13 protein-coding genes are annotated in these 12372 nt (G+C 54.7%); 12 read left to right on the top strand and 1 reads right to left on the bottom strand.

Annotated features, from left to right (window positions below; genetic code table 11):
* Positions 1 to 2: 2 nt before the first annotated feature.
* The 8 genes from dnaG to WCK51_10220 all read left to right on the top strand — a co-directional run bounded on the left by dnaG (position 3) and on the right by WCK51_10220 (position 6724).
* On the top strand, positions 3 to 1730 hold the full coding sequence (dnaG, locus tag WCK51_10255; protein MEI7577266.1) for a DNA primase: 1728 nt from the start codon (positions 3 to 5) through the stop codon (positions 1728 to 1730).
* A gap of 177 nt (positions 1731 to 1907) precedes the next feature.
* Positions 1908 to 2825 carry a sigma-70 family RNA polymerase sigma factor gene (locus WCK51_10250; protein ID MEI7577265.1) on the top strand — a complete coding sequence of 306 codons (918 nt, stop codon included), beginning with the start codon at positions 1908 to 1910 and terminating at the stop codon, positions 2823 to 2825.
* Positions 2826 to 2845: 20 nt separating this feature from the next.
* A complete protein-coding gene (locus tag WCK51_10245) occupies positions 2846 to 3352 on the top strand; it encodes a peroxiredoxin-like family protein (GenBank protein MEI7577264.1) in 507 nt (168 codons plus the stop codon).
* 7 nt (positions 3353 to 3359) lie between these two features.
* Complete coding sequence (locus WCK51_10240; GenBank protein MEI7577263.1) at positions 3360 to 3983, top strand: class II aldolase/adducin family protein; 624 nt, start codon at positions 3360 to 3362, stop codon at positions 3981 to 3983.
* A 23-nt stretch (positions 3984 to 4006) separates the two neighbouring features.
* A complete protein-coding gene (locus WCK51_10235) occupies positions 4007 to 4240 on the top strand; it encodes a DUF433 domain-containing protein (protein ID MEI7577262.1) in 234 nt (77 codons plus the stop codon).
* The gene (locus WCK51_10230) at positions 4237 to 4602 is read left to right on the top strand and encodes a DUF5615 family PIN-like protein (protein ID MEI7577261.1); all 366 of its coding nucleotides are present in this window, start codon (positions 4237 to 4239) and stop codon (positions 4600 to 4602) included. The genes WCK51_10235 and WCK51_10230 overlap by 4 nt, the downstream gene beginning before the upstream one ends.
* 23 nt (positions 4603 to 4625) lie before the next feature.
* A complete protein-coding gene (hisS, locus tag WCK51_10225; GenBank protein MEI7577260.1) occupies positions 4626 to 5885 on the top strand; it encodes a histidine--tRNA ligase in 1260 nt (419 codons plus the stop codon).
* Entirely contained in the window at positions 5864 to 6724 is an 861-nt protein-coding gene (locus tag WCK51_10220; protein MEI7577259.1) for a hypothetical protein, read from the top strand. The genes hisS and WCK51_10220 overlap by 22 nt, the downstream gene beginning before the upstream one ends.
* On the opposite strand, the gene WCK51_10215 is transcribed toward WCK51_10220, so the two are convergent.
* Positions 6721 to 8445: a protein kinase gene (locus WCK51_10215; protein MEI7577258.1), complete on the bottom strand. Its 1725-nt coding sequence runs from the start codon at positions 8443 to 8445 to the stop codon at positions 6721 to 6723. The genes WCK51_10220 and WCK51_10215 overlap by 4 nt on opposite strands.
* Before the next feature lie 108 nt (positions 8446 to 8553).
* On the opposite strand from WCK51_10215, the gene WCK51_10210 reads away from it, so the two are divergent.
* The 4 genes from WCK51_10210 (at position 8554) to WCK51_10195 (ending at position 12370) form a co-directional block, all read left to right on the top strand.
* On the top strand, positions 8554 to 9747 hold the full coding sequence (locus tag WCK51_10210; GenBank protein MEI7577257.1) for a CAP domain-containing protein: 1194 nt from the start codon (positions 8554 to 8556) through the stop codon (positions 9745 to 9747).
* Between the two features lie 49 nt (positions 9748 to 9796).
* Positions 9797 to 10024, top strand: coding sequence for a hypothetical protein (locus WCK51_10205; protein MEI7577256.1), 228 nt, complete (start codon positions 9797 to 9799; stop codon positions 10022 to 10024).
* A 211-nt stretch (positions 10025 to 10235) separates the two neighbouring features.
* Positions 10236 to 11378: a glycosyltransferase gene (locus tag WCK51_10200; protein MEI7577255.1), complete on the top strand. Its 1143-nt coding sequence runs from the start codon at positions 10236 to 10238 to the stop codon at positions 11376 to 11378.
* Positions 11379 to 11392: 14 nt separating this feature from the next.
* Complete coding sequence (locus WCK51_10195) at positions 11393 to 12370, top strand: bifunctional oligoribonuclease/PAP phosphatase NrnA (GenBank protein ID MEI7577254.1); 978 nt, start codon at positions 11393 to 11395, stop codon at positions 12368 to 12370.
* The last annotated feature ends 2 nt before the right edge of the window (positions 12371 to 12372 follow it).

The following is a 12372-nucleotide window of genomic DNA, read 5'->3' as shown; positions in this document are numbered from 1 at the left end:
AGTTGAATGACGATCGCGATGAGATAAGACGACGCATCGACTTGGTCGATCTAGTCTCTCAGCGCGTTCGTCTCAAACGTTCTGGAAAAAACTATACGGGGCTTTGTCCGTTTCACGACGACAAATCCCCGTCTTTTTATGTCAACCCCGCTCTGGGTCGGTACACGTGTTTTTCGTGCGGAGAGAAGGGCGATGTCTTCACCTGGACGATGAAGACTCAGGGTCTTGAGTTCCGCGAAGCTCTGCAATTACTCGCCGATCAAGCCGGGGTCAAGCTCACTTCCTACTCTGGTCCAGCTCAAGATAAATCCGAAAGGGAAGGCTGGCTAGCTACAATGCAGTCGGCTCTCATTTTCTATCGCAACGAGCTGAACAAGTCCTCTACGGCAAAGGCGTACTGCGAAAACCGCGATATTCCCCAATCCGTCATAGAGGAATGGGAACTCGGCTATGCCCCCGACGTGAGGGAAGCCCTCGTCAGCCAACTCAAGAGGGACGGACACCAGCTCGCCGAAGCCGAACGGCTCTTCTTGGTGCAAGGCGACCAGCAGACCGGCTATCGCGATAAGTTCTTCTCCCGTTTGATGTTTCCAATCAGGGACGATAGGGGCGACCTTGTTGGTTTCGGTGGCCGGGTCCTTGGCGATGGCACGCCGAAGTATATCAACAGCTCCGACACTCCGCTCTATCGGAAAAGTCGGGTGCTCTACGGATTCCACAAAGCCCGCGATCGGATGATGAAGGAGCGTCATGCTGTGCTCGTCGAGGGCTATCTCGACGTCATTGCCTGCCACAGAGCCGGAGTTAAAGAGGCCGTCGCCAGCCTCGGAACCTCCCTCGCCGAGGACCACGCAAAGCTCCTCAAACGGTTCTGCGACAAAGTCACAATCCTTTACGACGCCGACAAAGCCGGCGAAAAAGCCGCGATGCGCGCTGTCGAAATCCTTGGCGAAGTCGGACTTCAGTGCCGAATCGCCCTCATGCCCCAAGGCGAAGACCCCGACACGCTTCTAAGGCAAAAAGGAGCTGAGGCGGTTCAGGAAGCAGTGACCAAAGCAGAAACGCCCTTCGACTTTGAAATTCGCCTCCTTGAATCTCGAACCGGCATTGCGAGCGACGAATTCTGGGAGCAGATCCCGCTGGTGCTTGCCAAAGCCCCCACCGAGCTCGACCTCGAGCGCCACATCCTCCGCCTAGCTGGACAGCATCCGGCTATCCCAAACTCCCAGTCCGCCGCCGCTGCCCTGAGGAGGGAAGTCAACAAGCACCGAAGGGCGGCTCAGAAGGGAATCAAGAACGGGGAGCTCCCATCCGCTCCTAAAATCAAACGTTCTGCGAGTTCGCTCCAAAAGGCCGAGCAGATTCTTCTCGTCATTTGGCTCGAGCCCGAACGTAGGGTGCTCATCCAGCCTCTCCTCAAGGAGACGGAGCTTTGGCAAACGGGAACGGCAAGAATTGTCGCAAACGCACTGGAGGAAGCTGGGGGCTTCGATGATCTTCCGGAAGATATTCAAGGAATTCTGATCGAGCTAGATGCGGCCATTCCCCAGCAAGAAAGAACGGATGAAGTCATCGATTCGCTTCGTTTAGCGATGCTAGACACGCAAATTCGCTCAGTTTCAGAACGTTTAGTCGGTAACGACGATCCTGAGATCTACAAGGAGTGGAAGCGACTAAAGGCCCTCAAACAGGAAATCAAGAACCGGCGGCTGGGTGGTCGGGGCGACTAACGCCAAAACTTTAAGAAAAGTTCCTCAGATTTCACTGTTTGCCATCATTTTTTTCGTATGATGGTAGCCGTATTGGAATCATCTGCGATGTTGGGAGAAGAGGGGAAACTTACCATCGCGACGAACGAGCCGAGGAGACCACAAAGGTGCCCAGCTCGAAGAATCGCGTTAGCAAATTTGGAACGTCAAAAACCGGTTTTGCTGGACGAAGAGGGCGAATCCGTTCCGCTGTTCGGACAGCACCCTGATGAGTTTGAAGATTCTGTGCACACCTGGTTTCGGCGCATCGGTCGGATCGCGCTCCTTAAAGGAGATCAGGAACTCGAACTCGCCCAGCACGCAGCGGACGGTTGTGTCGACTGCAAACAGCTGCTGATTGAATCGAATCTCCGCTTGGTAGTTAGCGTTGCAAAGCGATTCGTCGGCCGGGGTCTCTCGCTCCAGGACCTGATTCAAGAAGGCAACATGGGGCTGATCAGGGCAGTTGAGAAATTTGACTCCGAACGAGGCTTCCGGTTCAGCACCTATGCAACCTGGTGGATACGACAAGCGATTTCGCGAGCGATATGCGATCACGGTCGAACCATCCGAGTTCCGGTCCATACTCTCGAAGCCGTAAACCGAATGATGAAGGTTGCCGGACAACTCCAGCAAGAGTTGGGCCGGGATGCTACTCTCGGTGAGTTGAGCAACAAACTCAACATCACTCCCGAGCGTCTGAGTGACTTTCAGCGAGCTACTGTCAACACGATCTCACTCGATGCGCCGGTTGGAGACAGCGAGGACCTCGGCCTGGGTGACTTCGTTCAAAACAAAGAAGAAGAAACCCCGATGGAAACCGCGTTCAAGAGCATTGTGAGGGATCAAATCGAATCTGTCCTGGATACTCTTACGGAGCGAGAAAAGGGAGTGATTATGCTCCGTTTCGGGCTCGTCGATGGTAACCCCAGAACCCTGGAAGACGTCGCCAGGCACTTCAATGTGACTCGGGAGCGAATCCGCCAGATTGAGCAAAAATCGCTCAAAAAACTGAAGCATCCCTCTCGGATTAAGCCTCTCCGGGAATTGTTGGACGATTCGGCACACTGCGCATAGCGTCTGGCGTAAGATAAATCGTGCGCGCGCCGTATGCCATCGTCAATCTCGATTCTGGCGAATCGGTTAACCTAGATTCTCTCTACGCGGATCGTCCGCTTGCACTTGTCTTTATGCGCCATTACGGCTGCATTTTTTGTCGAGAGCAACTCGCAAGCCTTCGGGAGTTTAAGGACGATAACATCGTTCTTGTAGGGATGGGCGACCAGAAAGATACAGTCGAGTTCAAGAAACGTATGGAAGTCCCGCAGACCATCATCTCAGATCCCACCAAGGGACTGTTCCAACAATTCGGCCTCCGTCGAGCCTCCTTTGGACAGTTTGTTAATCGTCGTGTGGTCAACAGAGGCATCAATGCCCTAAGGGCTGGTCATCGTGAAGGATTGCCAAACGCTGACCCGATGCAGCTCGCCGGCGTCTTCATCTTGAATCAGGATGGCGAGGTTGTTTTCGAACATCGCTCTTCAGATTCTTCGGATAACCTGCTCGGTCCTCAGATCGCGGCTGAATTGCGCGCCCGTTCATAATAGATTGGTGCCCGACGAAAGCCGCTTGAGAATCGAAATCTGCGAATATGCCGCCCTGCTCTGGGCTCGCGGTCTAATCGGCGGGATCGAAGGCAATCTCTCGGTAAGGCTTGAAGAAAACCTCTTCATCTGCACTCCCTCAGGCCTCGCCAAAGGGCATTTGAAACCAAGTCAGTTAGTCCTGATTGACTCCAACGGTAATCAGCAGGGTTCACAATCGGGACGCATGGGCTTTCGCGACCAAGGCGTAGCAAGTCCGGCGCTTAAGGCAAGCTCCGAAATCAAAATGCATCTCGGAATTTATGCGGCTCGCCCCGATGTCTCGGCTGTCGTCCACGCGCATCCACCGTTCGCTACGAGCTACGCATACGCTGAAACCCCGCTGGACCTTAGCAGTAGCCCAGAGGGATTGTTCATCGTCGGACAGCCGGCCCTGCTGCCCTACGCAACTCCCGGAACGGAGGAAGTCCCCGCCAGCTTCCTTCCGTTCTTGCCAAATCACAACGCGTTCCTCCTCGCTCGCCACGGCGCCACAACCGTCGGTTCAAGCCTAGAGGAAGCCTTCAACCGCATGGAAACCCTCGAACGCCTCGCTCAGGTGATGTACCAGGCAAGAGCCTTGAGAGACTGAAATGACGATATAATTGGTTCTAGATGCAAACATTTGACCGAATCGCGATGATCCCAAATGTGGTCCAGGGTCAGCCTTGTGTGAAAGGGACTCGCATTACGGTGCGCAGGGTGTTGGATATGTGCGCTACTTATCCAGATCGAAAAGAGCTCTTTCACGACTTTCCTGAACTCACCGAAGAGGATGTTCGGCAATGCCTTGCATTCGCGGCCCAGAACCTTGCAACTGAGATTATCGATCTTCCGGTCGCCTCGTGAGGTTGCTTCTTGATCAAGGTATCTCGGTCAACTCTATGCCGGAGTTTGTTGCCCTCGGATATGAAGTCAAACATGCAAACTCTCTGGGTGAAGGTGCGATTCCGGACGAGGTGATCCTCGCCAATGCCATCGAAACAAATGCAATTGTGGTGACCTCTGATAGTGACTTTCACGCGATGCTAGCCCATGAATCTCTCGCTACGCCATCGGTCATTCGGATCAGAATCGAGGGCCTCCGCCCTCCTGACGTGGCGGCGTACGTTCATCAGGGAGTAAGAGCCGCTCAGATTCGAGGTTTAGAGTCGTTTGCGATGTCCATTGCGAAGGATCGCATTGCGATGCGAGCTTTGCCGCTTCGGTGAGCCCAAGTAAACTATCTCCCGTTATGCGGATTCAAGCACCACGAGGTACCGAAGACGTCGTCCCAGCAAAGGCGGCGCTATGGCAAGAAATCGAATCGGCATACCATCACATAGCCGCCCTGTACGGCTATCGCGAAATCCGGACTCCCGTATTCGAAGACGTCCAACTCTTCAAACGGACCGCAGGTGAAACAAGCGACATTGTGGACAAGGAGATGTATGAGTTTAGGGACAAGGGAGATCGCGAGATCGCCCTAAAACCTGAAGGAACCGCACCCGCAATTCGAGCCGTTCTGGAGCACAACCTCTGTCCAACCGGAACCCACCTTCGGCTCTGGTACGCCACCGCTTGCTATCGCTACGGCCGCCCCGGAGCGGGCCGTCTTAGAGAACTCCACCAACTTGGGGCGGAGCTACTTGGATCCAGCTCTGCGGATGCCGATGCTGAAGTGATCGAACTTGCGATCCGCTTCTTTGACTCACTCGGGATCAAGGATGTACCTGTCAAGGTCAACTCGATCGGCCGCAATGAGTGCCGATCCAAGTTTCGCGACGTGATTCTGGATCACGTCAAGGCTTACTTAAAAGACGCCGACGAGCTCACAAGAGGGAAGATCGAAAAGAACCCGCTCGGAATGCTGGACTCAAAAGACCCCAAGCAGAAGGAAGCTCTTCAGGGCCTTCCCAGCATCCTGGAGTTTCTGGAAGACGACTCAAAGCAAAGGTTCGACTCGCTTCAGTCGCTCCTCTCGGAAGCTCAAGTGCCGTACACAGTCGCTCCCGAAATCGTTCGAGGGCTGGACTACTACACCGAAACCGTGTTCGAGTACGAGCACCCTGCTCTGCCCGGACTGAGCGTTTTTGGAGGAGGTCGGTACGACAATCTAGTTTCCCAGTTGGGTGGTCAATCGACTCCGTGTGTGGGGTACGGAATCGGAATGGAGCGTCTGCTAGCCGTTCTAGAGAAGTTAGAACACGAAACAAAGCAGCCCGCGCCGCTTGCGTTCGTCGTTCAAGCCTCCGAAAGCGCAGGACCGCAAGCAAGAGCAATCGCACGTGGCGGTCGGGCGAGCGGAATTGCCATCAGCCTTGACCTGGACCGCCGCAGCCTCAAGAGCCAAATGCGGCAAGCCGATGGTTCCGGAGCAATCTACGCTCTCATCATCGGCGACGACGAACTCGCGCAAAACAAGGCTTCCGTGAAAAACCTGGAGACCAGTGAGCAGCAACTGGTAGCCTTCGACCAAGTGGTCGAGTTCTTATGCGAAAACTCCTCGCGTTAAGTTTTTTGGCTCTGAGCATCCAAGCTGCCCAGAGCCAGGCGCCTGATGTCCGCATCAAAGGCGATGTGAGCCTGAGCTACATCAACAACGAAGGCGCAGGGCTCCGGACAATCAGTCCCCTCAATCGCTACTCGACGATCTCGCTGAGCACCTTGTCACCGCTCGGGTTCAACATCCTCCTGAGCCAACGGTTTAGCTTTATCCAGGATGACGCGGACAATGAGTTCTTCGACGAATACTATGTCGAAGACTCCGGAAGCTGGCGAGTCGGGAAACAATACTTGCCATTTGGAGGTGGCCAAATCATGCGAGAAACAGCCCTCGCTGCTCGAATTGACTCAAACTTGATCTTCGAAGGGCTGCCACTCAGTCTCGCTCTTGTCGACGCTGGGAAGGGAAGACAAGCTGGCGTGATTGGCCGGTTAGGCGGCCGAGGCTACGGTTTTAGCGCTGCGCTCGGTGACCATTGGGGAATCAATGGAACGGCACTTAACCTCTTCCAATCGCTCGGCCCTGGGATGGGTCGAGAAAGTGGTTACCAACAAGCATTCGGGTTTGATTGGAATCAGCGAGCGGGAAGATTAACCACGCGGTACGAGTCCGTAGCGCTCCGCCGACCAAACCAAGCCTCTGACGAGCTCAATCTCACCGATCTTTCGTTCACCTACGACCTAGGTGGGCGAAACCAGTTGCTCTTCGGTGTCTCCGATGGACGAGACAGGTGGTTGCGATTTGGGGGCACATACAATGCGAAACATGGTGTCACTATCGAGGTCCTGAGTCGAGCGCAAAACGGGAAAATTGTCGAGTCCAGCCTGACATTCAGAATCAAATTCTAGAGCTGCGCTCGCAGCTCAGTCAGCTTTTGCCGCCGGTCAGAATCGGCAGGTGTCACGTCGATCATCAAGTCAACCGTTCGCCTGAGTTCGCGATTCGGAGAATTATTCGCTTTCAGGGTGTTGTATGCCTCGTAATAGCAGTCGTAAGCACTCTCAAGCTGCCCCATCTCTTTATAGGCATTCCCGGCATCAACGAGGAGCCGAGCTTTTGCGGTTGCTCCAGATGCCTTCTGGGCATCGTCATAAATCTCTCTCGGGTCAGGGCCAGTATAGGTCGGCGCAGCTTGTTCGGGAGCCGCGGACGGCGACGAGCTCTCCGTTGCGGAACTTTCTGAAGCCGCAGGCTCCCCCTGCGAACTGGTCGGAGTCGCCGCCGGAGCGGACGATGCTTTTGGGACGGTAATCTCCCGCTTCGCCGCAGACTGATTCTGCTGAATCGAGTTAGTGACTGCAATAAACGCCGCAACTAGTATCGCCGCAAGTAAGCCAAACACGACGAACGCCACCATCAACTGCCGCATCCGCTCCTTCGTCTGAGCGCTGATCAGGGGTGGACCCGGTGGCGGCGGATAGAACTGTCCTGGAGGCAACTGGTACTGCCCCGGCTGAGGCTGCTGGTACGGATTGTATGCTCCATACTGAACGGGCGCAGAGATCACCGGCGGAGGTGCCGCGGATCCGTACGGGTTGTAGCCACCCTGCATGGGCTGACCGTAACCTGACATCGGCTGAGGCGGCGGAATTTGGCCCGGAGCAAAGTATGGATTTGGAGTTCCGTAGGGAGTGTACGGCTGCTGATACGGATCAATCACTGGAGGTGCCGACAGTCCCATCGGTGCTAGAGGAAGTTGCCCAACTGCGTAGGGATCAAATACTGGTTGCGGAGGCGCAGCCGGAGCGCGATGAGCAGAAACCGCATCTTGAAGGGCCTGTCGCATCTCATTAGCATTGTGATATCGCATCGCCGGTGTCTTCTCCAGCGCTCGCTGGATGCAGACCCAGAGGGACATCTGCACGTTGCTCGGCGGAGTCGGCGACGAGTTCACAATCGCGTGGGTGATCGCGATGACATTATCTCCTGTGAACGGCTTGTTTCCCGTTACCATCTCGTACAGCATCACCCCGACGCTAAAAATGTCAGTCCGTTGGTCGATTTCTTTCCCAACTACTTGCTCCGGAGACATATAGGAGGGCGTTCCAAACACCTGCCCGTCCATTGTTAAGTTCGGCTGAAACGTCAAACGGGCAATTCCAAAGTCGGTGATCTTGACCACTCCTGCCGACGTGAGCTGGACGTTATCGGGCTTGATATCCCGGTGGACGACTCCGGCTTCGTGGGCGCATGATAGACCCGCCAACACATCAGAAGCAATTTGAACCGCCTGCTCAACCGAGAGAAATCCCTTGTTGTCGATCTCTTTTCGAAGCGTGATCCCATCTAGGAATTCCATCGCCATGAAGTACCGCCCTGCATCTTCACTGAAACTGTGGACAGTCATGATGTTGACGTGGTTAAGGCTCCCCACCGCCTGGGCTTCTCGGCGGAACCGGCTCACCCTCTCATCAACTTGCTGCGCCGTGGATCCGGCAGGCATCGAGAGCTCTTTGATCGCCACTCGGCGATTCATCAGCGGATCGTAAGCCTCGTACACGATGTCGTTCGACCGTGCAATTTCCCGGATAATTTGGTACTGACCTAGCGTTTGTGGTTGCGCGCTCATCCTAGTCAGCTTTTCCCTGCATTAATTGTAGGGCATTCTGGCCCGTTCAAGACCCAGTTCAGTGTGCCGAAACCCACAATTACTCGTAAAATAGATAAGGACCTCTCCATGATCGCCCTCTTGTTCGGACTCGGATTGCTGAAGGCGGATGCCGTCAGTGTAACGATGTCGGGTCATGGGCCCCAGAACGAGCTGATCGTTGCCAAACCCACCATCGTGTGGCAGGTTTGGCCCGATGGAGACAACGTGGTCAGCGCGGCGACAATTTCCGTCGACGGAAAAAAACAAAAGGCAAGCTATAGCAAGCTCGCAAAGAGTCTGCTGTTCACTCCCGAGCAACCATTCAAACCCGGAGAACATCAAGTTCTGGCCCAAATTGTTGTCAACGGGTGGGCAAAGTTTGACAAAAAATGGTCGTTCAGCGTCCTGCCCGACGCTTACACGGAACTCCCCAGCCCTACGGAGGCGTCCAGAGCTGTGGTTGACTCCTTCAACGAAATCCGTGAAATTGGCGGGCTAGAACCAACTGTCATTGACCCGCGGCTCTGCCTTGCTGCCATCGGACATTCAACCTACTTGGAGAAGTACCCAGGCGCTGGACATCTTCAGAAACCATCCAAGCCAGGTTTTACCGGCAGGGAGCCTGCAGAACGACTCGCGAGGGTAGGTTTCTCGGGTGGTTCGTGGGAGGTCCTGGTGCCAAGCGTCGATGACGTCGACATCGCTGTGAAAAGGCTCTTTGACGCACCCTACCACCGAGTTTCGATGCTCAATTCTGGTCCCATCAAGGTCGGCGGTGGCTACATCGGAGGAACGGTCGTGATTGATGGGGAGGCTTCTTCTGAGATAAGAACCGTTGTATCTCCTACCGATGGTCAGAAAAATGTTCAACCGTTCTGGAAGGACTCTGAGATTCCGGATCCGTTTAGACTCCATACGGTCACTTCCAAACTTGTTGGTTACCCGATCATGTTCGTTCGCCAGGGTGCCCAGAAGATCGTGATCAGATCGTTTAGGCTTACTGACCCCGACGGAAACAGAGTAGATGTTTACGAGAACTTTCCTGGGTACGACGATCACCTCGACGCTGAGGCTTTCATCATGCCCAAGAAACCTCTCAACCCTTCGACGACCTATCGCGTGACTGTCGAGGCGATTGATGACAAAAAGAAGGATATTGGCCGCAGTTGGTCGTTTACGACCGCCGATTCCGGCCTTTATTCGGCAAGAACTGTCTCATCGCTACAAGATGCTCTCGGAATCGCTCAAGCTCCTGTAAGTTCGCTTCTCCGTCGGCGGTAATCACACCGTAAGCGATCATTTCGAGGCTGTTCACCAGCATCGGGGCATAGTGGGTTCCGTTTCGCTCATCATGATCGAGGGCGAGGAAGATGAGGTTAGGAATCTTGTTGATCCCCCTGGCGGAAGGTTCCACTTCATCCACTTGAAGGTAAGAGTTCCGAAGCCACTCATATTGACCAACCATGTTGAGCAAATGCTGAACTTCAGCCTTGCTCATATCGCCATCACTCCAGGCAAGATTATCAAAAACGCACTTAATCGCCCTAGCGGTCTCTAGGCTCAAATCAGTCCCAACTGGGAGGTCGGTATCTTCTCGTAGGACGTTAACAACGTCCACAAGCGAGTCAACGCTTCGTATCGAAAACCCTACATGGTCTTTTACAGCTAATGCAGTCACATCATTAACTACGGAAACATCAGTCGATCTCCACAAAGGTTGAGTGAATCTGCTGAACCAGGGCCACCGACCCGATAAACTTACGGTGGAAATGACTCCAAACCAACTTCGCGCGGAGCAGCTCATGGCAAAACACAAGATGTGTATTGTCCATGACTGGATGACCGTGATGGGTGGCGCAGAAGAGGTTTTGAAGGTCATTCACGGGCTTCTGCCAGTTCCAATCCACGTCGCTCAGTACAATGCGCAAAAGCTCAAGTGGGCACAGTCGGCCGATGTGCGTCCTCACTGGATTTCGAATCTTCCGCTTTCGAAGACCAAACACTACGTGTATGCGCCAGTTTTAGCAGACGTCTACCGAAGCTTTGATCTCAGCGAATATGATGTTGTCGTCTCGGTCTCACACACTTTCGCTCACCATGCGCGAGCTAGGCAAGACGCCGCCCACTTTGGCTACTATCACACCGTTGCCCGATCACTTTGGGTTCCCGAGATTGATGGCCGAGTCGGCGAGAGCTTTTTAAGAAGGAAGATTGCTGATCGTCTCCGCCGACTCGACTTAGAAGCCGCGAAAAACTTCACCTACGTGACCGCTAACAGCCGAACTGCGGGTGCAAGAGTTGAAAAGTTCTACAAGCGCCCTCTGGACAGTGTCTTGTACCCATGTGTTAACACCGAAAAGTGGCGCGACACCCCGCGACTCAGCGACGATGAGGGCTACGTCATGTGGAGTCGTCTCATCCCCTACAAAAAGTTTGACTTGGCGATTGAAGCCGCGAAGCAAGCCGGATTCAAGCTCCACATCGTCGGCTCCGGTCCCTTCGAGCCTCAGCTCAAATCGATGGCGGCGGGTTACAACAACATCATTTTTGAAGGGCGCCTGCCAGATGAAGATCTGAAATCACTCCTCAGCCGAGCCAAAGGCGTGCTTTTTCCCGCATATGAGGACTTCGGAATCGTGCCGGTCGAAGCAATGGCCGCCGGACTTCCCGTGGTAGTGTTTAACCAAGGCGGAGCCGCAGAGACCGTGACTCCTGAGTTCGGTGAGCACATTTCTGCACAAACCCCTGATGAACTCGTCGATGCTGTCGCACGTCTGGAGAAGAAAACCTTCGATCCAGAAGCTCTCAAAGCCCACGCGGAAAAGTTCTCGGAAGAGCGATTTCGAGGCGAACTCCTCGACGGAATCGAAGCCGCAATCGAGCGCGGACCAAACCGCAGATTCATCGAGTAGGGTATACAACCCTCGTGAGGATCGATAGCGACCTGATCGCCGCTTTTGAGGCGCAGCTTGGCAAAGCTAACCGGATTCTCATAGGAACCCACCTAAACCCCGACGGCGATGCCCTCGGTTCGGCTCTGGGATTCGCCGAGTTTCTGGAGCAACGTGGAAAACATGTCGAAGTGCTCTGCCATCATTCCGCACCCAGAAACCTAACCTGGCTCCCGAACGTCGACCGCGTTCAGCAAGAGCCAAAGGGAACGGACTACGATCTGGGAATCATCGTTGATCTAGATTCGATCGAGCGACTCGGCAACACCGGCGTCTACTTCGAGAATCTACCGAGCCTCACCGTCATCGACCACCACGTTCCGCACCACGCCCCTGGAGACGTGCGGATTATCGATGTCACCGCCGCCGCAACGGCCCTCATCCTGACGCACCTCGTTCAGCAAATGGGCGGCACCCTCACACCGTCAATGTCCACCTGCTTCTACACCGGTATCGTCACCGATACTGGGTCGTTCCGTTTCCGAAACACGTCCCCGGACGCCCTTGCAACCAGTGCCGTATTGCTCGAAAACGGAGCCGATCTCGAGACCGCAAGCCAAAGAATCTTCCAAAGCAAACAGCTCTCGTCAGCCCGCCTGCTGGGACATGCTCTCGAAACAATGAAGCTCGACATGGACGAGCGCCTCGCTTGGTCGTGCCTCAGCTACCGCGACTTCGAATGGGCTAAGGCCACCGACGAAGATACCGAAGGATTCGTCAACGAACTCTTGAGTATCGACACGGTCCAGGTCGCGGCCATCTTGCGCGAAGCAAAGCCAGGCAAGATCCGCTGCTCGCTTCGCTCACGAGCTGGCTACGATGTCGCTGCCGTCACTCGGGAGTTTGGTGGCGGAGGCCACAAAAACGCCGCTGGTTGTACGTTCGAGACCGACCTAGCCGATGCGGAAGATCAAATCGTCGAGGGAATGCGCCGTTGTTTGGCATCATCTTAATC

This window comes from Armatimonadota bacterium, from assembly GCA_037138755.1.
GTDB lineage: Bacteria > Armatimonadota > Fimbriimonadia > Fimbriimonadales > Fimbriimonadaceae > Fimbriimonas.
This window is presented reverse-complemented; position numbering and strand designations above follow the sequence as displayed.

What these genes read in the sequence shown, in the direction of transcription:
- WCK51_10235 (MEI7577262.1), top strand. Translation starts at nt 4,007, where the DNA reads ATGCAAACATTTGACCGAATCGCGATGATCCCAAATGTGGTCCAGGGT.
- hisS (MEI7577260.1), top strand. Translation starts at nt 4,626, where the DNA reads ATGCGGATTCAAGCACCACGAGGTACCGAAGACGTCGTCCCAGCAAAG.
- WCK51_10220 (MEI7577259.1), top strand. Translation starts at nt 5,864, where the DNA reads ATGCGAAAACTCCTCGCGTTAAGTTTTTTGGCTCTGAGCATCCAAGCT.
- WCK51_10215 (MEI7577258.1), bottom strand. Translation starts at nt 8,445, where the DNA reads ATGAGCGCGCAACCACAAACGCTAGGTCAGTACCAAATTATCCGGGAA.
- WCK51_10210 (MEI7577257.1), top strand. Translation starts at nt 8,554, where the DNA reads ATGATCGCCCTCTTGTTCGGACTCGGATTGCTGAAGGCGGATGCCGTC.
- WCK51_10200 (MEI7577255.1), top strand. Translation starts at nt 10,236, where the DNA reads ATGACTCCAAACCAACTTCGCGCGGAGCAGCTCATGGCAAAACACAAG.